23 protein-coding genes and 1 riboswitch are annotated in these 22123 nt (G+C 62.3%); of the genes, 15 read left to right on the forward strand and 8 right to left on the reverse strand.

The annotated features are described in order from the left end of the window. Nucleotides 1–117 precede the first annotated feature (117 nt). The 10 genes from M2267_RS09785 (at nt 118) to M2267_RS09830 (ending at nt 9565) form a co-directional block, all read left to right on the forward strand. On the forward strand, nt 118–1284 hold the full coding sequence (locus M2267_RS09785; RefSeq protein ID WP_429114283.1) for a cysteine desulfurase family protein: 1167 nt from the start codon (nt 118–120) through the stop codon (nt 1282–1284). Nucleotides 1285–1435: 151 nt separating this feature from the next. Next, nucleotides 1436–2905 (forward strand): Fe-S cluster assembly protein SufB, encoded by a 1470-nt coding sequence (gene sufB, locus M2267_RS09790; protein WP_043614427.1) that lies wholly within the window; start codon nt 1436–1438, stop codon nt 2903–2905. A 54-nt stretch (nt 2906–2959) separates the two neighbouring features. Beyond that, nucleotides 2960–3145, forward strand: coding sequence for a hypothetical protein (locus M2267_RS09795; RefSeq protein WP_429114286.1), 186 nt, complete (start codon nt 2960–2962; stop codon nt 3143–3145). 10 nt (nt 3146–3155) lie between these two features. Further along, a complete protein-coding gene (sufC, locus tag M2267_RS09800) occupies nt 3156–3911 on the forward strand; it encodes a Fe-S cluster assembly ATPase SufC (RefSeq protein ID WP_043614649.1) in 756 nt (251 codons plus the stop codon). A gap of 22 nt (nt 3912–3933) precedes the next feature. Continuing rightward, nucleotides 3934–5214, forward strand: a complete 1281-nt coding sequence (sufD, locus tag M2267_RS09805; RefSeq protein WP_429114287.1) for a Fe-S cluster assembly protein SufD — start codon at nt 3934–3936, stop codon at nt 5212–5214. 130 nt (nt 5215–5344) lie between these two features. Further along, the gene (locus tag M2267_RS09810) at nt 5345–6586 is read left to right on the forward strand and encodes a cysteine desulfurase (RefSeq protein ID WP_429114290.1); all 1242 of its coding nucleotides are present in this window, start codon (nt 5345–5347) and stop codon (nt 6584–6586) included. A gap of 73 nt (nt 6587–6659) precedes the next feature. Continuing rightward, nucleotides 6660–7040 carry an SUF system Fe-S cluster assembly protein gene (locus tag M2267_RS09815; RefSeq protein ID WP_043614418.1) on the forward strand — a complete coding sequence of 127 codons (381 nt, stop codon included), beginning with the start codon at nt 6660–6662 and terminating at the stop codon, nt 7038–7040. A gap of 94 nt (nt 7041–7134) precedes the next feature. Continuing rightward, a complete protein-coding gene (gene sufA / locus M2267_RS09820; RefSeq protein ID WP_034794319.1) occupies nt 7135–7527 on the forward strand; it encodes a Fe-S cluster assembly scaffold SufA in 393 nt (130 codons plus the stop codon). A gap of 92 nt (nt 7528–7619) precedes the next feature. Further along, on the forward strand, nt 7620–9125 hold the full coding sequence (locus tag M2267_RS09825; RefSeq protein ID WP_429114293.1) for a sensor histidine kinase: 1506 nt from the start codon (nt 7620–7622) through the stop codon (nt 9123–9125). A gap of 11 nt (nt 9126–9136) precedes the next feature. Then, nucleotides 9137–9565, forward strand: a complete 429-nt coding sequence (locus M2267_RS09830; protein WP_156134021.1) for a response regulator — start codon at nt 9137–9139, stop codon at nt 9563–9565. Between the two features lie 139 nt (nt 9566–9704). Here the strand turns inward: M2267_RS09830 and gcvP are convergent, their stop codons facing one another. Genes gcvP through gcvT form a run of 3 tightly spaced genes read right to left on the reverse strand, consistent with a single transcriptional unit; the run spans nt 9705 to nt 14087 of the window. After that, nucleotides 9705–12569, reverse strand: coding sequence for an aminomethyl-transferring glycine dehydrogenase (gene gcvP / locus M2267_RS09835; RefSeq protein WP_043614412.1), 2865 nt, complete (start codon nt 12567–12569; stop codon nt 9705–9707). After that, complete coding sequence (gcvH, locus tag M2267_RS09840; protein ID WP_025427112.1) at nt 12569–12931, reverse strand: glycine cleavage system protein GcvH; 363 nt, start codon at nt 12929–12931, stop codon at nt 12569–12571. Before gcvH ends, gcvP begins: the two co-directional genes overlap by 1 nt. A 16-nt stretch (nt 12932–12947) precedes the next feature. Continuing rightward, nucleotides 12948–14087 (reverse strand): glycine cleavage system aminomethyltransferase GcvT, encoded by a 1140-nt coding sequence (gcvT, locus tag M2267_RS09845; RefSeq protein WP_429114299.1) that lies wholly within the window; start codon nt 14085–14087, stop codon nt 12948–12950. Nucleotides 14088–14228: 141 nt separating this feature from the next. Then, nucleotides 14229–14316, reverse strand: a riboswitch (glycine riboswitch). Nucleotides 14317–14478: 162 nt separating this feature from the next. On the opposite strand from gcvT, the gene M2267_RS09850 reads away from it, so the two are divergent. Both M2267_RS09850 and M2267_RS09855 read left to right on the forward strand, forming a co-directional pair. Continuing rightward, nucleotides 14479–14868 carry a hypothetical protein gene (locus tag M2267_RS09850; RefSeq protein WP_043614406.1) on the forward strand — a complete coding sequence of 130 codons (390 nt, stop codon included), beginning with the start codon at nt 14479–14481 and terminating at the stop codon, nt 14866–14868. A 95-nt stretch (nt 14869–14963) separates the two neighbouring features. After that, a complete protein-coding gene (locus M2267_RS09855) occupies nt 14964–15950 on the forward strand; it encodes a DUF1775 domain-containing protein (protein WP_043614403.1) in 987 nt (328 codons plus the stop codon). A 21-nt stretch (nt 15951–15971) separates the two neighbouring features. Here the strand turns inward: M2267_RS09855 and M2267_RS09860 are convergent, their stop codons facing one another. Next, nucleotides 15972–16328, reverse strand: coding sequence for a hypothetical protein (locus M2267_RS09860; protein WP_429114302.1), 357 nt, complete (start codon nt 16326–16328; stop codon nt 15972–15974). A gap of 199 nt (nt 16329–16527) precedes the next feature. On the opposite strand from M2267_RS09860, the gene M2267_RS09865 reads away from it, so the two are divergent. Further along, nucleotides 16528–16956 (forward strand): nuclear transport factor 2 family protein, encoded by a 429-nt coding sequence (locus M2267_RS09865; protein WP_429114304.1) that lies wholly within the window; start codon nt 16528–16530, stop codon nt 16954–16956. Here M2267_RS09865 and M2267_RS09870 read toward each other — a convergent pair. Together M2267_RS09870 and M2267_RS09875 are read right to left on the reverse strand one after the other, a co-directional pair. Further along, nucleotides 16953–17267: a chaperone modulator CbpM gene (locus tag M2267_RS09870; RefSeq protein WP_043614393.1), complete on the reverse strand. Its 315-nt coding sequence runs from the start codon at nt 17265–17267 to the stop codon at nt 16953–16955. The genes M2267_RS09865 and M2267_RS09870 overlap by 4 nt on opposite strands. Before the next feature lie 3 nt (nt 17268–17270). Further along, nucleotides 17271–18185, reverse strand: coding sequence for a DnaJ C-terminal domain-containing protein (locus tag M2267_RS09875; RefSeq protein ID WP_429114305.1), 915 nt, complete (start codon nt 18183–18185; stop codon nt 17271–17273). Between the two features lie 221 nt (nt 18186–18406). Between M2267_RS09875 and M2267_RS09880 the strand changes: the two genes are divergently transcribed. Together M2267_RS09880 and M2267_RS09885 are read left to right on the forward strand one after the other, a co-directional pair. Then, the gene (locus M2267_RS09880; protein WP_043614390.1) at nt 18407–18649 is read left to right on the forward strand and encodes a hypothetical protein; all 243 of its coding nucleotides are present in this window, start codon (nt 18407–18409) and stop codon (nt 18647–18649) included. A gap of 196 nt (nt 18650–18845) precedes the next feature. After that, a complete protein-coding gene (locus M2267_RS09885; protein WP_429114308.1) occupies nt 18846–18971 on the forward strand; it encodes a hypothetical protein in 126 nt (41 codons plus the stop codon). A gap of 103 nt (nt 18972–19074) precedes the next feature. Here M2267_RS09885 and M2267_RS09890 read toward each other — a convergent pair whose 3' ends face one another. Then, on the reverse strand, nt 19075–20745 hold the full coding sequence (locus M2267_RS09890) for an ABC transporter ATP-binding protein/permease (RefSeq protein WP_429114310.1): 1671 nt from the start codon (nt 20743–20745) through the stop codon (nt 19075–19077). A gap of 25 nt (nt 20746–20770) precedes the next feature. Beyond that, entirely contained in the window at nt 20771–22090 is a 1320-nt protein-coding gene (locus M2267_RS09895; protein ID WP_429114311.1) for a glucoamylase family protein, read from the reverse strand. Nucleotides 22091–22123: the final 33 nt, after the last annotated feature.

Genomic DNA, 22123 nt, shown 5'->3' on the forward strand with positions numbered 1-22123 from the left:
CTGTGCGGGCATTCCGCCTTGTGCTTCGTCTCATAAGGCAAGCGGCGCGGAAAATTCAAGGAAAATGCATCGCCAGAGGTTGCGGGCTTGTGACCTGTTGATCTAGCGAAGGAAATCATGTCGAGTTCGCGCATCTATATGGACTGGAACGCCACGGCGCCGCTTCTACCGGAAGCGCGCGAGGCTTGCCTGTCGGCGCTCGACCTTCTCGGCAACCCTTCTTCCGTTCACGGCGAGGGCCGCGCATTGCGCACGCTCGTCGAAAATGCGCGTCGCGACGTGGCGTTGCTCTGCGGCGCCAAGCCCGGCAGCGTCATCTTTACCAGCGGCGCCACGGAAGCGGCCAACCTGGTGCTGACGCCCGATTTCCGCATGGGTCGCACGCCGCTGAAGATCGGCCGGCTCTATGCCTCGTCGATCGAACATCCGGCGGTGCGCGAAGGGGGGCGCTTCCCGCGTGAAGCGCTCAGCGAAATCCCGGTGACATCGGATGGCGTCGTCGATCTCCCGGCGTTGCGTGACCTGCTGACGGCGCACGACCGCCAGCTCGGCTTGCCGATGGTTGCCGTCATGCTGGTCAATAACGAGACGGGCATCATCCAGCCGGTCGCCGAGATCGCCGAGATCGTCCGCCCTCATGGCGGCATTCTCGTCGTCGATGCGGTGCAGGCTGCCGGCAGACTGCCGCTTTCTATCGAAGACCTCGGCGCCGATTTCCTGATCATCTCCTCGCACAAGATCGGTGGCCCGAAAGGCGCCGGCGCGCTGGTGGCGCGCGGCGAGGTCATGATGCCCGCGCCGCTGATCCGCGGCGGCGGGCAGGAGAAGGGACACCGCTCCGGCACGGAAAATACGGTCTCGATTGCCGGCTTTGCCGCAGCCGCCAGGAAGGCAGGCGAAGGCGTCGGCCAGCGCATGAGCCAAGTCGGCGCGCTGCGCGACAAGCTCGAAGCCGACATGCTTGCGGCCGCGGCGGACGTCGTCATTCACGGCCGCGACGTTTCGCGCGTTGGCAACACGACCTTCTTCACGCTTCCTGGCCTCAAGGCCGAGACCGGACAGATCGCCTTCGATCTCGAAGGCGTGGCGTTGTCGGCGGGTTCGGCCTGCTCCTCGGGCAAGGTCGGGCAGAGCCATGTGCTGACGGCGATGGGTTACGATCCGCGCCAGGGCGCACTTCGGATCTCGATCGGCGAGGGCACGACACAGGCTGATATCGACCGTTGCGCCGCGGTCTTTGCAAAGGTAGCAGCAAGACGACGGATGCCCGGGCAAGCGGCCTGAGCGGAACGACCGGACGAAATTGCGGAAAAGCAATTTTCCGCTTGGCAAACAGGGTGAAAAGCGCCTTTTAGCCATTACATAAGCGGTGCGCCAAGTTCGCATCGTGTTGACAAGCTGCCGGACCTTGGATCCGGCAAGATTGGAGAACGACATGCCTGCCGTGCAGGAGACCATTGATCAGGTCCGTCAGATCGACGTGGACCAGTACAAGTACGGTTTCGAGACGACCATCGAAGTCGAAAAGGCCCCCAAGGGCCTTTCCGAAGACATCATCCGTTTCATCTCTGAAAAAAAGAGCGAGCCGGAATGGATGCTCGAGTGGCGCCTTGAGGCCTATCGCCGCTGGCTGACGCTCGAAGAGCCCACCTGGGCGCGCGTCAACTATCCGAAGATCGACTTTAACGAGATCTACTATTACGCCGCTCCCAAGGGCGTAACGGGTCCGAAGTCGCTCGACGAAGTCGACCCGGAGATCCTGAAGGTCTACGAGAAGCTCGGCATTCCGCTCAAGGAACAGGAAATCCTCGCCGGCGTGCAGAAGTCCAAGATCGCCGTCGACGCCGTTTTCGACAGCGTCTCGGTCGTCACCACCTTCAAGGAAGAGCTGAAGAAAGCCGGCGTGATCTTCATGTCGATCTCCGAAGCGATCCGCGAGCATCCGGATCTCGTGAAGAAGTATCTCGGCTCGGTCGTTCCGACCACCGACAACTATTACGCGACGCTGAACTCGGCTGTGTTCACCGACGGCTCCTTCGTCTTCGTGCCGAAGGGCGTTCGTTGCCCGATGGAACTGTCGACCTACTTCCGCATCAACGAGAAGAACACCGGCCAGTTCGAGCGCACGCTGATCATCTGCGAAGATGGCGCCTACGTGTCCTATCTCGAAGGCTGCACGGCGCCTCAGCGCGACGAGAACCAGCTTCACGCTGCCGTCGTCGAACTCGTTGCGCTCGATGATGCCGAGATCAAGTACTCGACGGTGCAGAACTGGTACCCGGGCGACAAGGAAGGCAAGGGCGGCATCTACAACTTCGTCACCAAGCGTGGCGATTGCCGTGGCAAGAACTCCAAGATCTCCTGGACGCAGGTCGAGACCGGTTCGGCGATCACCTGGAAGTACCCGTCCTGCATCCTGCGCGGCGACGGTTCGCGCGGCGAGTTCTATTCGATCGCCGTCTCGAACGGTCATCAGCAGATCGACAGTGGCACCAAGATGATCCATCTCGGCAAGAACACGTCGAGCCGCATCGTCTCGAAGGGTATTGCCGCCGGCGTTTCGGAAAACACCTATCGCGGCCAGGTTTCGGCTCACCGCAAGGCCGAGAACGCCCGTAACTTCACCCAGTGCGATTCGCTCCTGATCGGCGACAAGTGCGGCGCGCACACCGTGCCTTACATCGAGGCGAAGAACTCGACGGCACAGTTCGAGCACGAGGCCACCACGTCGAAGATTTCCGAGGACCAGCTGTTCTACTGCCTGCAGCGCGGCATCCCGACCGAAGCGGCGATCGCACTGATCGTCAACGGCTTCGTCAAGGAAGTCATCCAGGAACTGCCGATGGAATTTGCCGTCGAAGCGCAGAAGCTGATCGGCATCTCGCTGGAAGGCTCTGTCGGCTAACGGGAGGCGGACCATTTGGTCGAGCAGAGGGCTCTGTCGACGGGAATGAAAGTGATGGTTCTGTCCATCTTCGTTTCCGTCATCGGCCTTGCCACCGGAGTTGCGGGGTTGATCGCAGATTGGCCCATCGCAAAGGGAATTGGCATCTGTTCCGGCCTGCTTCTGGTCGTCGTTTTCTGGCTTAGCGCCAACGTCAAAGATGAGACATTGAACCGCTTCCTTTTTGGAAGACGAGATTGAGAGACACGAAATGCTTGAAATCAAGAACCTGCACGCCCGCATCGCCGAAGACGGCACCGAAATCATCCGTGGCCTGAACCTGACCGTGAAGGCCGGCGAAGTCGCCGCCATCATGGGTCCGAACGGCTCCGGCAAGTCGACGCTGTCCTACATCCTGTCGGGCCGCGAAGACTACGAAGTCACCGAAGGCGACATCCTCTATAACGGCGAGAGCATTCTCGAGCTGGACGCCGCCGAGCGCGCGGCCAAGGGCATCTTCCTGGCCTTCCAGTACCCGGTCGAAATCCCGGGCGTTGCCACCATGCAGTTCCTGAAGGTGGCGATGAACGAGCAGCGCAAGTATCGCGGCGAAGACGAACTGACGACGCCGGAATTCATGCGCCGCGTCAAGGAAGCGGCTGCCGAGCTGAAGATCGCTCCGGAAATGCTGCGCCGTCCGCTCAACGTCGGCTTCTCCGGCGGTGAGAAGAAGCGCGCCGAAATCCTGCAGATGTCGCTGCTCGAGCCGAAGCTGTGCGTGCTCGACGAGACCGACTCCGGTCTCGACATCGACGCGCTGAAGATCGTTGCCGATGGCGTCAACGCGCTGCGTTCGCCGGACCGCGCGGTCGTCGTCATCACCCACTACCAGCGCCTGCTCGACTACATCGTGCCGGACACGGTGCACGTGCTCTACAAGGGCCAGGTGATCAAGTCGGGCGACAAGACGCTGGCACACGAACTCGAAGCCAACGGCTACGCGGAAATCATCGAGGCCGCGGCCTGACGCCTGTTGAAGGAGTGTTCGAATGAATATGCAACAGGCAATCAAGATGACGGCGGCCGAAACGGCGCTCGTCGACGCCTACACCGCGCAGATCGGTGATCTGCCGGGCGACGGCTCGGTACTTTCGGTTCGCGACACGCTGGTGCACGAACTGCGCACCGCCGGCCTTCCAACCCGCCGCGTCGAATCCTGGCACTATACCGATCTGCGCACGCTGCTGCGCGCGGTGCCGGCTGCTGACCCGACGGCTTTTGCCGATCGCGTCGACGCCCTGGTTCCGGGCTCGACGGTGTTTTCCGTCCGTAATGGCCAGGCAGAGGCCAAGGGCAGCCTTCCCGAGGGCGTGACGGTCCGTTCCTATGTCGACAGCTTGCTCGACGGTTCGGCCGCAGCCGGCCTCGCCGTGCTCGGCTTTGACGACGCGATCGGCCGCATCAACGGCGGTCTCGTTCGCGGCGGCCTCGAAATCGCTGTCGCCGATGATGCCACGCTCGAAAACCCGCTGGAAATCCAGTTGGTCCAGAGCCTCGGCCAGGCGCACACGCGCTTCCCGGTCACTTTCGGCGCCAACGCCAAGGCGACCGTGATCGAGCGGCATCTGTCGACCAAGGACGCCGAGAGTTTCGTTTCCTCCGTCAGCGACGTGACGGTTGGGGAAGGCGCCGATATCATCTGGATCATCCTGCAGCAGCAGGGCGCTGCCGATACCCATCTCGGCCAGATCCGCTTCGACATCGGCAAGAACGCCAAGCTGCATCTCTTCGTGATCAACGCCGGCGGCAAGCTGGTGCGCCAGGAGATCCACGGCAAGACGAGCGGCGAGGGCGCCGACTTCAAGCTGCGCGGCATCAACCTGCTTGGCGGCGAGACCCATACGGACGTGACCTTCACGCTCGGCCACAACGTGCCGCACACGACCTCGACGGAAATCATTCGCAACGTCGTGTTCGACCGCGCCAAGGGCGTGTTCCAGGGCAAGATCCTGGTTGCCAAGGACGCACAGAAGACCGACGCGAAGATGGCGTGCAACACGCTGCTTCTGTCCGACGACGCCGACCTGTCGGCCAAGCCGGAACTGGAAATCTTTGCTGACGACGTGCAGTGCGGCCACGGTGCGACGGTTGCCGATATCGACCACACGCAGCTCTTCTACCTGATGGCGCGCGGCGTTCCGGAAAACAAGGCGCGGGCCATGCTCGTCAATGCCTTCGTTGCCGAGATCGTCGAAGAGCTTGAGGACCACGAAGCGCTGGTCGAGGCACTGGAAGACGTCATCTCGACCTGGCTCGACAAGCACGCCTGACGGGCTCCTTGCGTAATTCCTTAAATCGGCAGCGATTTGAGGGTAAATTATGCAGCGGCTCAACATGTTGCAGCGCGCCTAGCGCGTCTTAAGGGACGCGCGGCGCTCCAGGGCAATTGGATTAAGAGACATGGAACACACTGTACCGGTGCCTGCCTACGACGTCGAAGCGATCCGCAAGGATTTCCCGATCCTGTCGAAAACCGTCTACGGCAAACCGCTTGTCTATCTCGACAACGGCGCATCGGCACAGAAGCCGCAGGTCGTGATCGATGCGATCTCCCATGCCTATTCCAACGAATACGCCAACGTCCATCGCGGCCTGCATTTCCTGTCGAATGCCGCGACGGAAGCCTATGAGGCGGCGCGCGAAAAGGTGCGCCGTTTCCTCAACGCCCCATCGGTCGACAACGTCATCTTCACCAAGTCCTCGACCGAGGCGATCAACACGGTCGCCTATGGCTACGGCATGCCTGCCCTTGGCGAGGGCGACGAGATCGTGCTCTCCATCATGGAGCACCACTCCAACATCGTTCCCTGGCACTTCATCCGCGAGCGCCAGGGCGCCCAGCTCGTCTGGATCCCGGTGGACGACGACGGCGGGCTGCATGTCGAAGATTTCGTCAAGTGCCTGACCGACAAGACCAAGCTCATCGCCATCACCCATATGTCGAATGCGCTTGGAACCGTCGTTCCGGTCAAGGAAATCTGCCGCATCGCCCGTGAGCGCGGCATTCCGGTGCTCGTCGATGGCAGCCAGGGCGCCGTGCACATGCCGGTCGATGTCCAGGACATCGACTGCGACTGGTACGTGATGACCGGCCACAAACTCTACGGTCCCTCGGGCATCGGCGTGCTCTACGGCAAGACCGATCGCCTGAAAGAGATGCGGCCGTTCCTCGGCGGTGGCGAAATGATCGAAGTGGTCACGGAAGACACCGTCACCTACAACGATCCGCCGCATCGCTTCGAAGCCGGCACACCGCCGATCGTGCAGGCGATCGGTCTTGGCTACGCGCTCGACTATATGGAAAAGCTCGGCCGGGCAGCCATACAGGCGCACGAGGCGGACCTGACGGCCTATGCGCGCGAGCGGCTGTCGGCGGTCAACTCGCTCAGGGTCTTCGGCAATACGCCCGACAAGGGCAGCATCTTTGCCTTCGAGCTTGCCGGCATCCATTCGCACGATGTGTCGATGGTGATTGACCGAGCAGGTGTCGCCGTTCGCGCCGGCACGCATTGCGCCCAGCCGCTCTTGAAACGCTTTGGCGTCACCTCCACATGCCGTGCATCCTTCGGCCTTTATAATACTCGGGCCGAAGTCGATGCTCTGGTCGAGGCACTGGAACACGCTCGCAAGTTTTTCACTTGAGGAATAATATATAGAAGGTTCAAAGACTTCTCATAAATATTTGAACCAGAAGAGAAAGTTCAGGAGGCCTGACATGAGCCTTGATGCTACGGAAGAAAAGATCGACGTTCGTGAAGGCATCGTCCATTCGGCGATTCCGGCCGAAGAAATTGCGCGCCTCAGCGACGATATCATTGCCGCGCTGAAGACCGTCTACGACCCGGAAATCCCGGCCGACATCTTCGAACTGGGCCTGATCTACAAGATCGACATCGAAGACGATCGCATGGTCAAGATCGACATGACGCTGACCGCACCCGGTTGCCCGGTAGCGGGCGAGATGCCGGGCTGGGTCGAGAATGCCGTCGGCGCCGTCGAGGGTGTCTCGGGTGTCGAGGTCAAGATGACCTTCGATCCGCCGTGGACGCCGGACCGCATGTCCGAGGAAGCACAGGTCGCCGTCGGCTGGTACTGAGCCCTGCCATATTGATCCGTTAAGGCACGGATACTACATTTGATTCTGTAAGGCGCCGGGCCTTTACCCCGGTGACGACAAGGAGAATGAGCCCATGGGCTTTGCCGTGATGAGCCTGACCGACGCTGCTGCTGGCCGCGTGCGCGCGATCGTCGAGAATTCCGGCGCCGATGCCAAGGGCATTCGCGTCGGCATCAAGAAGGGTGGCTGCGCCGGCATGGAATATGCCGTTGATCTCGTGACCGAACCCAATCCCAAGGACGATCTGATCGAGCATCAGGGCGCCAAGGTCTGGATTGCGCCGGAAGCCGTGCTCTATCTGCTCGGCACGCAGATGGATTTCGAGGTGACAACGCTGCGCTCCGGCTTCACCTTCCACAATCCCAACCAGACATCCGCCTGCGGGTGCGGTGAATCGGTCGAGTTGAAGCCGGCCGATCTGGCGGCACTTGCCGCACAGGGCGACGCCGTCGTGCGCGCCAACTAAGTTTTACCATTCCTTCAATTGGATAGGTCGGCCCGGTTTTCGCCGGGCCTTTTTTCTGCTGAGATACACATCTATGGAATAGGGAGAGGGACATGGCGGCGTTGAACGAAGATCTCGTCTTCAAGGCGCTCTACGAAACGTTTCCCGATCCCGTGATTATCATCGACGCCGAGCGGATCATCCGTTCCGCGAACAATGCAGCGCTCCGCCAGTTCGGCTATCCGGCTGCGGAGTTCATCGACAAGTCCGTACGCCTGATCTACGCGACCGACGCGGAGTACGCCAAGCGCCTGCAGAATCGGGCGGCACGCGTGGACGAAACCGCGCCCCGATCCTCGAACTATCTTTATGTCCGGCGCGACGGCTCGACGTTTTCGGGGCATCTGCGCACGACGCCGCTGATCAACGACGCCGGCGAAGAGCTGGCGCTCATCGGCATCATCAGAGACATTTCGGACCTGACCGAAGCCGTGAGCGAACGGCAGAAGGCGTCCGAGATGCTGAATGCGGCGCTCGAAGCGATGCCCGAGGGCTTTGCCATCTTCGACCGGGAGGAACGGCTGGTCGTCTATAACAGGGCCTATCAGGCGATCTGCGGGCCTGCCGGTCAGGCACTCAAGCCCGGCATCACCGCCGAGGAAATCCTGCTCTTGGCGCGTCAGGGCGGTCATTACCCGGACGCCTTGCCGGGCACGCGCGAAGGCGACGAGTGGATCGCCTCGCGACTGCGCGATTTCCGCTATCCGGACGGAAAGCCAAAGATCCACCGTTATGCCGACGACCGCTGGCTGCGGGTGGAAAACATCAAGGCCAAGGACGGCAACACAGTCGTCGCGCGTGTCGATGTCACGGACCTGAAGCGCGCCGAGCTGGCGCTCGAGCGGCAACGACAGGAACTGGAGCACAAGAACGAAGCGCTCGATCAGTTCACCGCCACCGTCTCCCACGACCTCAAGGCTCCGCTTCGGCACATCTCGATGTTCTCCGAGATGATCGAAGACGACCTCAAGGCCGGCAATCAGACCGAACTTGCCGAAAATGCCCGGCACTTGCGCGACAGCGTCCGGCGCATGAACCGCGTGGTCGACAGCCTGCTCGACTATGCGCAGATCGCGCATCGCATCACCGAATGGACCGAGGTGAAGCTGAACGACGTCGTCTCGGAGACGCTGGCTATCCTTGCCGGTGACGCCAGCGACGCCAACGCTACCTTCGAGGTTGGCCCGCTGCCGGAACTGGAGGGGGATCCCGAGTTGCTGCGCCGCCTGGTCCAGAACCTCGTCGGCAATGCGATCAAGTACCGGCACGCCGACCGTCGCCCGGTCATCCGCATTCACGGCAACAATTTGCACCAGACGGTGGAACTGGTGGTGGAGGACAACGGCATCGGCATCGATCCGCGGTTTGCGACCCGAATCTTCGAAGTGTTCCAGCGGCTGCACAAGGATGAGACGGTCTATGGCGGCACCGGAATCGGCCTGTCGCTCGCCAAACGCATCGCCGAAAGCCATGGCGGTTCGATCTGCCTTGACACGAGCTTCCGAGAAGGCGCACGTTTCATCGTGTTGCTTCCGAGGTGGCTGAGGAAGGCGAAGTAGGGCGGAACAAGGTGACCTCGACGCCAAAGCGATTGCTCTTGGTGGAAGACGACGCGCACGATGCGCGTTTCGTGATGCGCGCCTTTGCCCAGGTCGATAAATCGATCGAACTCGTTCTGGCGACCGATGCGGACGAGGCCCTAGGGCAGCTCGCCAGCGGGCACTTCGACTACATGCTGATGGATATCAAGCTGCCCGGCAGCGACGGCATCGAGCTTCTAAGGCGCGTGCGCAAGAGCCGCGCCACTGCGCTGATCCCAATCATCGTGCTGACGTCCTCGATCAATCCGGCCGACGTGCTTCAGTGCTACGGTGCCGGCGCCAATGCCTATGCGGCAAAACCCTCCTCGGTCATCGAGTATCGCCGTTTTGCCGAGGCCTTTATCCGCTTCTGGGTCGAAAGCACGATCCTGCCACCGGGCATGAGCGCGCGCCGATAGCTGCGGCCCGCACGCTACGGGTATGACACGTCACGATCTCTTGGGAAACAGGCGGAGTGCAGATGCGGCGCATCCATCCGGGCGCAGGCGCGCCGGAAAGACAACCGGCGGAACATTGCTGCTCCGCCGGTCGATGTCGTTACTCTGCGGCTTCCGCGTAGCTTTCCAGCGGCGGGCAGGTGCAGACGAGGTTGCGGTCACCGAAGACATTGTCGACGCGATTGACCGGCGACCAGTACTTGTCGACCCGGAAGGCGCCCGGCGGGTAGCAAGCCTGCTCGCGCGAATAGGGGCGATCCCATTCGCCGACCAGGTCTTCGACCGTGTGCGGAGCGTTCTTCAGCGGGTTGTTGGTCTTGTCCATGCGGCCTTCTTCGATCGCACGGGCTTCCTCGCGGATCGCCAGCATCGCCTCGCAGAAGCGGTCGATTTCGGCCTTGGTTTCCGATTCGGTCGGCTCGATCATCAGCGTGCCGGCAACCGGCCAGCTCATGGTCGGCGCGTGGAAACCGCAGTCGATCAGGCGCTTGGCGACGTCGTCGACGGTGACGCCGGCGCTTTCGACCAGCGGACGCGTGTCGATGATGCACTCATGCGCCACACGACCCTTGGACGACTTGTAGAGCACCTCATAGGCGCCCTTCAGCCGTGCGGCGATGTAGTTGGCGTTGAGTATCGCCACCTTCGTCGCCTGGGTCAGGCCTTCGCCGCCCATCATCAGGCAGTAGCTCCAGGAGATCGGCAGGATCGAGGCCGAGCCGAAGGGAGCAGCCGAAACCGCACCGTCCTGGCCGTCCGTTTCCGGGTGGCCCGGCAGATAGGGAGCCAGATGCGCCTTGACGCCGATCGGGCCCATGCCGGGACCGCCACCGCCGTGCGGGATGCAGAAGGTCTTGTGCAGGTTGAGGTGGCTGACGTCGGAGCCGATGTCGCCGGGGCGGGCAAGGCCGACCATGGCGTTCATGTTGGCGCCGTCCATGTAGACCTGGCCGCCGTGCTTGTGCACGATCTCGCAGACTTCACGCACGTTCTCCTCGAACACGCCATGCGTCGAGGGGTAGGTGATCATGCAGCACGAGAGGTTTTCGGCGTACTGCTCGGCTTTCGCACGGAAATCTTCCATGTCGATGTCGCCGTTTTCGCTGACCTTGATGACGACGACCTTCATGCCGGCCATCTGGGCCGAGGCCGGATTGGTGCCGTGCGCCGAGGTCGGGATCAGGCAGACGTCGCGATGGGCGTTGCCCTGAGCGAGGTGGTAGGCACGGATCGTCAGGAGACCGGCATATTCACCTTGAGCACCGGAGTTCGGCTGCATCGAGATCGCATCATAGCCGGTGACCGCGCAGAGCTTTTCCGACAGGTCCTCGATCATGTGCTGGTAACCAGCCGCCTGATCCTTCGGCACGAACGGATGGATCTCCGCAAATTCCGGCCAGGTGATCGGAAGCATTTCCGCCGTCGCGTTCAGCTTCATCGTGCAGGAGCCGAGCGGGATCATCGCCCGGTCGAGCGCGAGGTCGCGGTCGGACAGCCGGCGGATGTAGCGCGTCATCTCGCTTTCGGCGCGGTTCATGTGGAAGATCGGGTGCGTCAGGTACTCGCTGGTGCGCAGTAGCGCCTCCGGCAGACGGTAACCCGGCTCGAACTCTTCCACCTTGAAATCGCCACCGAAGGCGCGCCAGACGGCTTCGAGCGTGACGGGGCGCGAGCGCTCGTCGAGGCTGATGCCGATCTTGGTTTCGCCGATCTTGCGCAGGTTCACTTCCTCGGCGACCGCGGTCTTGAGGATGATGCCCTGCAGCTTGCCGACTTCGACGGTGATCGTGTCGAAGAAGACATCCGGCTCAACGGTGTAGCCGAGCTTTTCGAGGCCCATGGCGAGACGAACGGTCTTCTGGTGAACGCTCTGGGCGATCGCCTTGATGCCCTTCGGGCCATGGAAAACGGCGTACATCGAGGCCATGACGGCGAGCAGTACCTGCGCGGTGCAGATGTTCGACGTCGCCTTTTCACGGCGGATGTGCTGTTCGCGGGTCTGCAGCGACAGGCGATAGGCGCGGTTGCCGCGGGCATCGACCGAAACGCCGACCAGACGGCCGGGCATCGAACGCTTGTGCGCGTCCTTGACGGCCATATAGGCCGCATGCGGACCACCATAGCCGACCGGAACGCCGAAGCGCTGGGTGCAGCCGATGGCGATATCGGCACCCATTTCGCCAGGCGACTTCAAAAGCGCCAGCGCCAGCGGGTCGGCAGCGACCGTCGCGATCGCACCGGTCTGGTGCAGACGCGCGATCAGACCGGTGAAATCGTTCACCTGGCCGTAGGTGCCCGGATATTGGAAGATCGCTCCGAAGACGTCGACCGGATCGAGATCGGTGAAGGGATTGCCGATGACGATCTGCCAGCCGAGCGGCTCGGCGCGGGTCTTCAGAAGCGCGATCGTCTGCGGGTGGCAGTTTTCGTCGACGAAGAAGGACTTGGCCTTCGACTTCGAAACGCGCTCGGCCATGGCCATGGCTTCAGCGGCTGCCGTGGCTTCATCGAGAAGCGACGCGTTGGCAACGTCGAGGCCGGTCAGGTCGCAGACCATGGTCTGGTAGTTGAGCAGCGCCTCGAGGCGGCCCTGGCTGATTTCCGGCTGGTAGGGCGTGTAGGCCGTGTACCAGGCCGGGTTTTCCAGGATGTTGCGCTGGATAACCGGCGGCGTGATCGTGCCGTAGTAGCCCTGGCCGATCAGCGACACGAGCTTCTGGTTGCGGTTGGCCGTTTCGCGCATCTTGTCGAGCGCCTCGCGCTCGGTCATCGGCGCGCCCCAGGCAAGCGGCGTCTTCTGGCGGATCGACGGCGGCACGGTGTCGTCGATGAGCGCATCGAGCGTCGGATACCCGACCACCTTCAGCATCTCGTCCATTTCGGCCGGCGACGGGCCGATATGACGCCGATTGGCGAAGTCATACGGCTTGTAGTCCGTAAAGGTGAAATCCTTGGGCATGCTCATCAGGCGACGAGCTCCTTGTAGGCCGCTTCGTCGAGAAGGGCGTCGGCTGCGTTCGGATCGGCGAGCTTGAGCTTGAAGAACCAGGCAGCGCCCTGCGGGTCGCTGTTGACCAGCGACGGGTCGTCGACGATCGCCTGGTTGACTTCGACGATTTCGCCGTCAAGTGGACAATAGACGTCGGACGCCGCCTTGACGGACTCGACCGTTGCCGCCGTGTCGCCCTTGGCGAAGGTGGAGCCGGTTTCCGGCAATTCCACGAAGACCAGGTCGCCGAGCTGGCCGGCTGCGTGCTCGGTGATGCCGACCGTTGCAACGCCAGCTTCGACCTTCAGCCACTCGTGTTCGTCGGTGAACTTCAACATTATCGCTCTCTCCTGATCAGCGTTTGTAGGTTTGTTTGACGAAGGGAAGGGCAGCGACCGCCAGGGGCAGGTACTTGCCGCGCACTTCCGCAAAAAGGGTGGTGCCGACGTCCGTGTGGCCGGTTTCGACATAGCCCATGGCCACAGGGCCATCGACGGAGGGGCCGAAACCGCCCGAGGTCACCTGACCGACCGGGGTCTTGCCCTCGGCATCGGCAAAGAGGTTGGCGCCACCGCGAACCGGCGCGCGCCCCTCGGGCTTCAGACCGACGCGGCGGCGCGAGGCGCCGTCGGCGAGCTGTGCGAGGATACGGTCGGCACCGGGGAAGCCGCCCGCCCGGGCGCCGCCGGCGCGGCGCGCCTTCTGCATCGCCCATTCGATGGCGCCCTCGACCGGCGTGGTCGTGGTGTCGATGTCGTTGCCATAGAGACAAAGGCCCGCTTCCAGACGCAGCGAATCGCGCGCGCCAAGACCGATCGGCTTGACATCGGGGTGTTCCAGCAGCCGTTGTGTCACATCGACGGCGGAGGCTGCGGGAATGGAAATCTCGAAACCGTCCTCGCCGGTATAGCCCGAGCGCGAAATGATGCAGGTGACGTCGTGAAGGTCCGCTTCGGCGACATCCATGAAGCGCATGCCCGAGACATCGGCCCAGAGTTCGCCAAGAACGGCTTCGGCATGCGGCCCCTGCAGCGCGATCAGCGCGCGGTCGTCGAGCATGGTGACGTCGCAGGTGTCGGCAAGGCCGGCCTTCAGATGCTCGAAATCCTGGTCCTTGCAGGCGGCGTTGACGACGAGGAACAGATGATCGCCGCGGTTGGCGATCATCAGGTCGTCGAGGATGCCGCCTTCGGCATTGGTGAAGATCGCATAGCGCTGCCGGCCTTCGCCAAGACCGAGAACGTCCACCGGCACCAGCTTTTCAAGCGCAAGCGCTGCGTCCTCGACCTTGCCGGACTTCGGACGCACCATGACCTGGCCCATATGCGAGACATCGAAGAGACCGGCGGCAACACGGGTGTGCTGGTGTTCCTTCATCACGCCATCGGGGTACTGCACCGGCATGTCGTAACCGGCAAAGGGTACCATGCGCGCGCCAAGTGAAAGGTGCAGCGCATGCAGCGGCGTCTGTTTCAAATGAGGATTGTTTTCCAAATCCGGCCTCCAGGTCTGGCGCTCCCGCGCCGGCTCACACTTCCGGCGTCAATCGCCGTCGATTCGAGCCCCCTCTGTCCCTTTGCCTGAGATTGTTATCCCTTCGGCGAGCGTTAAAACGCTTCTCTCCAGAGTCCTACCGGCACCTTGCTGGTCCTTTGGCCTGAGAGTTTCCGGGGCGGTTGCTCCTTCGGCACCGGTTTGAGCCGGCTTCTCCCAACAAGATCGTCTCCAGATAACGGCGAAGGCGGGATGTTGGCAAGGGGGCGGTGTCGCGCTGAAACACATTTTTGTCGCACGACCAAAAGACGCAGCCGGGCCGGGTGCGGCAATTCTGCCTTTGCATTCTTCTCCGGTTGAGGATAACCCAAGACAGATACCGGGGATAACCATGACAGGGCGCGACGGAAAATTCGGGATAGCAGTGCGGCTGATCGCCGTCTTTGCGCTCGTTTTCCTGACCTTCGCCCACAAGCCGCTCAGCGCCAAGACACTGAGCCCGGCTGAAATTTCCGCCTATCAGCTGCCTGACGGAACGATCGGCGAAATCTGCTTCGGCATGGATGGCGTCGACCATGAAAGCGGCAAGGGCCAGGCGATGGCCCCGATCTGCGAGGCCTGCCGTCTTTCGGGCTCCATTCTGCTGCCGGCTCCGCCAACCGAGAGCCTTCGCGCCGAAACGGGCGCGTGGCAGGTTTATCCAATCGCCGCTGTAAACGCGGCACCCCATCAGCATCTACGGCTGCTGCCGCCTTCGCGCGGGCCTCCAGCACGCTCGTAATTCTCCTCTCGCATCCCAATACAATTTGCCGCGTTCAAGCGGCTTGGACCACCGGACATCGGGCAAAGCCCGGCGCGTGGTCAGGAGATTACGACATGACAAAGACCAGGATCGCTTCGCTTTCGCTCGGCCTTACCCTTGCTGCAAGCGGCATCGCCCACGCCCACGCCACCTTCGAGAAGGACACGGCGCCGGTGGAGAGCACCTTCAAGGCGGTGCTGCAGGTTCCCCATGGCTGCGACGGCAAGCCGACGACGGAAGTGCAGATCAAGCTGCCGGAAGGCTTCGTCTTCGCCCAGCCGCAGCCGAAGCCCGGCTGGGAGATCGAGATCATCAAGGGCGACTACCAGAAGACCTACGACAATCACGGCAAGAAGGTCACATCCGGCCCGCTGGAGATCCGCTGGAAGGGCGGCAATCTTCCCGACGAATATTACGACACCTTCGTCGTGCGCGGCAAAGTCTCGGGCTTCGACAAGGAGACGGTGCTTGCCTTCCCGACCACGCAGCTTTGCGGCACCGAAGGCAAGGTCGTCTGGGACCAGGTGGCGGCAGAAGGTCAGAACGCACATGACCTGAAAAGCCCGGCACCGACCGTGACTGTGACGATGGCCGATGCCGCCGATCCGCATGCTGGCCATGGCGGGCATATGGCTGCAGCCGGCGGCTCGGCGAAGGTCGGCGATCTCGATATCACCGGCGGCTCGGTGAAGGCCATGCTGCCCGGCGCCAAGGTCGGTGGCGGGTTCCTGACGATCAAGAACGGTGGGGCAGGTGAAGACCGGCTCGTTGCTGTCGAAAGCCCCGCGGCCGCACGGGTCGAGATCCATGAGATGAAGATGGAAAACGACGTGATGCGGATGCGCAAGCTGGACGACGGCGTGGCATTGCCGGCCGGCGAAACGGTCGAGCTCAAGGCCGGCGGCCTGCACCTGATGTTCATGGACGTGAAGACGCCCTTCAAGGAAGGCGAAACGGTTCCCGTCACGCTCGTCTTCGAAAAGGCCGGCAAGGTCGATGCGACTTTCCCGGTCGGCTCGGCCAAGGGCGGCGAGGCAGCCGGCGGCCAGAAGCATCATTGACCCGAGAAATGGCGATACCGCTCAAGCGGCGTCGCTCTCATCCTCCTGGCCGGCGGGTTCATCCTGCCGGCCTTCGTTTTCCTGCTTCTCGGAACCACCGTCGTCTTCGCGCATGAATTCGAGATAGCGGCGAAGGGCCTCGGCTTCCGAGCGCTCCGGCAGACGGCCGTCGGCCGTGGCCAGCATGAAAGAGAGGGGCAGGGCGCCTTTGGTCTTGGGGATCGAGACCGGCGTCAGCTTGGGCTCTTCGGTGCGCCGCGCCGAGAGCAACGTGATCGCTTCGTCGGTCGGACCATCGCCACGCACGCGTACAGACGGCTTCAGCGCTTCCGCCGCATAGGCCGCCGTCGTTGCGGATACAGTGACGATCTGAGTCACGTCTTTCCTGCCTTCCCGTTAGCAATCCATTCTTGTCGCTCAGTTTCACCTGAAGGCGGGTAAAAACTGGTGGTTGCATTTTAGGAAAACTCTAACGATGGTCGCCGCGACCCGTGCGGAGCGAGCCGGAACATTACTAATACTTGCGCGATCGCTAAAGTTAAAACACACTCGTTCTAATAGAAACGGGGAGGCTGTGATGACCGAGCGAAGCATGCTGGAATTCAGGGTGCGGGCCCTTTATCTCGCCCGTAATGTCAACGACCTCGACACGATGATGGCGCAACTCGATCCGGACTTTAGCTTCCGCATCGTCGGAAGCGGCAGGCTCGGCACGATGGCGCTGGCGGTCAACACACCGGAAACGGTGCGCGACAGTTTCACGGCGCTCGTCAACAATTGGGACCTGAGTGAGATGGAGATGGTCGGCTGCTATGCAGACGGCGATACCCTCGTCGTCCACCGCGCCGGCTTTGTTCGCTTCATCCCGTCGCAGTCCCGCGAGCGAACCGAAATCATCGACAAGTTCACGTTCCGCGACGATCGGATCGTCGACCTGACGGAGTTCGTCGATACCCTATTTGTCGCCGAAACGATCGGGCTGCTGAACGAGCCGGCCGTCGCCTAGTCCTCTTCGGCGCGCGACAGGATGAGCTTTTGAACCGCCGGCTCCTGGGAGCGAATGGCGTTCATCAACACGGTCAGTCGGCCACGCAGGCTGTGGACCTGGTCGAGCAGCCGCATGGCCACGTCGACGCCGTCGTCATTGACGCCCATGGGGCCCGTCAGATCCTGGATCAGCCGCGCGCGCGCAAGATCGGCATCCTCAAACAGCCAGCCGGCGTCGGCCTCCTGGGGCATCAGCCAGCGCTGCTCGACCCAGATGCGCAAAACCTTGACCTCGATATCCAGATGTTCGCAGAATTCACGGTCGTTCATAGGTCATCCTCCCATGCCCTTGCGCGCATCTTCCGTCTTGCCGGCGGCCCAGCCTTCGACGAAGGCGGAAAGCGCCGGGTCCGGGGCCTGCGGCAGCACGATCTTCAGGCTGACATAGGCGTCGCCATGGCCGCCGCCCGGCTTGTGCAGTCCCTTGCCCTTCAGCCGCAGCGTCTTGCCGCTGTTGGTGTGCGGAGAAATCGACACGTTGACGGCACCATCGATCGTCGGAACCCGGATCTTGCCGCCGAGCACTGCCTCGCTCAGCGATATCGGCACCTCGTAGCGCACGTCGTCACCATCGGTGGCAAAGAGCGGATGCGGACGGACGCGAATGTCGATCAGTGCGTCGCCGGCCGGTGCGCCGTCGCGACCCGGCTCGCCCTTGCCGCGCAGCCTCAGCGTCTGGCCGTCGCGCGTGCCGGGCGGAATGGTCAGGTCGAGCGCCGGTCCGCCGCCGGGCAGGGTGATCTGGGTCTTGGTGCCGTTCGCCGCGTCGAGAAATGCGATCTCCATCGAGAAATGGGTATCGCGACCGCGCTGGCGCTGCTGCTGTCCGCCCGCACGCCGCGAAAAGAAGCTCGAAAAGATATCGTCGGCTTCGGCAAAATCCGAAAAGCCATGCGCACTTTCGTAGCGTGCCCCCGTATCGCCGGATTGGGCATAGTCGCGGTAGTAGTGCCGGGGCGGCGTTTCCGCTCCGGTTTCGTCGATCTCTCCGCGATCGTATTTTCCGCGTTTGTCCTCGTCGCCAAGCACGGCATAGGCCGCTGAAACCGCCTTGAAGCGGTCCTCCGCGCCCTTGTCTCCCGGGTTGAGATCCGGGTGCAGCTTCTTGGCAAGCTTGCGATAGGCGCTCTGGATGTCCTTTTGCGTCGCGTCGCGGCTGACACCGAGCGTTTCGTATGGGCTCGTCATGCGATCTCCTTTGGGCGAGCGCGGATCGACCACGTTTGCCGTGCCTTGCCGGCGCATGCGTCTTCAATCGCTCGCCTAAGAGCATAGAGCAGATTTGCGCCCGCGACAGGGGCGAGACGCCGCGCGACTCCACCATTTCGCGAAAGAGGGCGGTCTGCTACAATCGGTCGCGCAAATGAGCGCTTAAGGGGCGGAACGCCCCGAAGCTTCGGGAGGTCGAAATGTCCGTCCGCCTGCAACTCGCGATCATGGTCGGCCTGATGGTCAACGCCATCCTGTTCGCCATCGGGATCCTCATCGTTCTTTCGGTGCCGGCCCTCACGGCCAACGCCAAGTATGCGATCCCGGTCGTGGTCGTCAGCTGTTTCCTCATCACGCCCTTCATCGCCTGGATCATGGCGCCGCGACTTCGGCTGCAATACTGGAGAGAGCGCGAACAGACGAACCGGCAGCATCCGATCTAGCGGCCCATTCATCCATTGTTGACCGTGTCCGGATTGTCGCCCCTTGGCGGGCGGCGGTCGATGCAGATTGCATCTTCAACGATCATACATTTTGTTATACCACCATTTTAGTACTTGTTTTCTAACCGGCTCCGCCGCAGATTCTCTCAAGTCTCAAGGACATAGCCGGAACGCAGGCCAGAAGGGGACCGACTTCATGAGAACGATCGTATTGCTGCTCACGCTCACCACGCTGGCCGCCTGCTCGCAAACCTACAATGGTCCGCCCCGGGTGGTCGGCGGCGATGGCGACTACTACCAGGGCATCGTTGCGCCGCGGTAAGTTCGATCGTTCCAATCGATCATTTAGGGTACCGCTCCCTAGGCGCGCGTCCGTCAGATGGCGCCCTTAACAAGGGCGCCGCATTCGGTGACCTCGGCTTGGGTCAAGTCCGCTCGTCGGTCCACGTCCAGCTACCATCCTCCCGGCAATCCAGCAGGGCACGGTAGAGGTCGCGCGTATCGCCTTCCTCGCCGTTGTTGATGCAGGTGATGGAACGCTCACAGAGAAGCCTCAGCGTATTGCGGAAGGTCTCGCGTCCAAGCGTAGCCTCGATCCGGTCGAGAAAGACATAGCGCGGCCTGGAAAGAAGCACCTTGGCGACCGCCAGGAGTTGCTGTTCGCCCAGGGACATCTCCCGATCCTGCTCCTTCTCCAGCCCCTCGGCGCCGTCGGCGAGCTCGTCGAGACCGAGGCTGCGCAAGACTTCCAGCACCTGGCGGTCGGAGAACCCGTCAGGATTTTCAGACGGCACCAGATACTGCCGAAGCGTACCCGGCGGCAGATAGGGCCGCTGCGGCAGAAACATCAGGTCGTCCGGGCGGTCGATCCGCCCGGCGCCGACGGTCGGAATCCCCGCAGTTGCCCGGAAGAGCGCAGCACCCGCAGTGGCATGCGGGCCAGAGATCAGCACCGGCGTTCCCATTGGGATCGACAGCGACAGATCTCGAAGAACCGTGTGGCCCGACGGTCCCAGCGTCACATGGTCGAAAACCAGATTTCCGTCCCGTTTGGCCAGTTCGACGCCGGAGACGCTGTGTTTTCGGCTCCGTTCGATCGCCTCGAGCAAGGCGCTCAGCCGCGAAACGACGGCGGCGAAATTCGAGATCGAGTTGAACTGCCGGACGATCAGCGAGAAGGCGCCGACAAGCATGGCAAAGGCCGCTCCGGACTGGGTGATGACCCCGAATTCGATTTCACCGCGCATGAAGGCCGGCGCGATGATCAGATCCGGGATGATCTGGATCATCCAGTTGTAGCCGCTGGTGAAATAGGCGAGGTTCCGGTTGACCGCAGTGATGATGCGGATGTTGCCAACCAAGTCATCGAGACGATGCAGCAGCCGCGTCTTCTGCTGCCCCTCGACGCCGGTCACCATCACCGCTTCGGCGTTTTCGCGCAGATGCATGAGGCTCGACCTGAAGCTCGCCTCCTTGTCGAGCCGCTCATAGTTCAGGCCGATCAGCGGACGCCCCAGCACGATCGTCATGTAAGAGCCGCAGGCGGCATAGAGCACGGCAACGGCAAACAGCAGCGGACTGATGGACCAGAGCACGCCCGAGAACGTCACCACCGTCAGCGTGCTGCTGAACAGCATGATGATGTAGGAGAGCGTGGTGACCGTAAAGGCCTGGATGTCCTCGGATATCCGCTGGTCCGGATGGCTCAGCGTGCCTGAGACCTCGAGCCGGTAGTAAGCCTCGTCTTCCAGATAGATGTCGACGGCGCGGCGGGTCAGGAATTCGCGCCAGAGCAACGCCAGCCGTTCCTCCACGAAGCGCGCAATGACGCCGACGACGGTCAGCACAGCAAAGACGCAGACATAGAAGACGGCTTGCCGGATGAATTCGTTCATCTGGCGCTCGGCGATCGCCGTCATGAAATTGCGGCCGACATAGTTGTTGACGACGTTGAGGCCGTTGAGGCCGAAGAGCAGCAGCATGATCCCGAAGAACATCAACCGGGCGCGGCCGCCAACTTCGGAGGTCAGGAAGATTCGGACAGCCCGTGCAAAGCGAAGTGCGGTTGTTCTGATCGGCACTGGCTGGCTGTCCATCAGAGTACCTTTGTTGCTTTGGCCGTCAGAGCCAGCCGCCGGAAAAGCCCGCCCGCCTTAGGCCCACCACCAACGGCTCACAGCGGCGCATGATGTTCCAGAGCAGCCCGGTCCTGTAGTTCTCGATCATCAGCACCACCGGCCCCTGGTCGATGCCGAAGTGGTAGGGGCTGACCCACCAGCCGGATTCGGTTCCCTCCACCGGAAAGCTTCTGTTGAAGGAGGGCTTGAAGCCGTAGAGCTTGGTCATGCCGAGGTTCATGCGGGCGCAGTTCCAGACCGTCGGGATGACGATCTCCGGCGCGAAGGGCAGGGAGGCGACCACCGCCCAGGGCGACACCGTGCCGTCATCCGGACCAAAGGGTGCGCCGCGGGCGATGTAGTCGAAGAACTCCCGCTCGACGCCGTTCACCATGCCCTTTGTCCAGCCCGGACCATCGCTTGCGGTGAAGCCCCAGCAATGTTCGCCGTAGCCAACGAAATTCAGCGGGTTGCGGATGGCATATTCCTGCTGGACGAAGGTGGCATGGCGACTGTTCTGGAAATAGTCGCTGTTGTGCTCGCGCATGAATTCGTCGCGGATGCCGCGGAAGTCGATCCACATGTGCGAGAGCTGGTGGGTGAAGAGCGGTCCCGAATAGAGCAGTTCGCGCCCGTAAAGGTTCCGCCAGTCGTAGCTTGCGGTGTAGGCGGTGTAGGCTTCCGGTGGCAGTGGATGGGTCGGCGAGCCGAGGCCGAGGATGTAGAGCAGCAACCCTTCGTCGTAACCGCGCCAGCGGTAGGGGATGAAGCCGTTTTCCGGCCGCCAGCCATGGGTCAGCGTCAGTCCGTGGTCGCAGGCCCAGTTCCAGTCGGCCCGTTCATAGAGCGCGTTGGCCAGTCGGCGAACTTCAGCTTCCTCGGCGCTGTCACCGTCGAAATAGGCGGCGACCGTCAATGCGCCGGCAAAGAGGAAGGCAGAATCGATCGTCGACAGTTCGCACTCCCACACCCGCCGGCCGGTCTCGATGTCGAGGAAGTGGTAGAAAAAGCCCTTATAGCCGGAAGCGTCGGGTTCCGGTCCTTGCGGGCATTCAAGGAGGAACTGCAGCCGTCGACGCGCGATCTTGGCGGCAAACTTGCGGATGACGATGCCGCGCTCGACCAGCACCGAGATCGTCGCGAGCGCCATGCCGACTGCGGCGATGCTTGCGGGTGCGTCTTCCTGCGTCTTGTCACGAACCAGGCCGTTGTCCGGGTTGGTGCAGTGGAGATAGTAGAGCAGCGTCGTGAACTGCAACCGGGCAAGATCCTGCTCGGTCGGCATCCGGTTCAGTTCGGGATCTGTCGACAGCAATTCCGACATGGCAGCCAGCCGCAATGACGATGAAGGTTCGTG

The sequence above is a fragment of the Ensifer sp. KUDG1 genome, from assembly GCF_050434285.1.
GTDB lineage: Bacteria > Pseudomonadota > Alphaproteobacteria > Rhizobiales > Rhizobiaceae > Ensifer.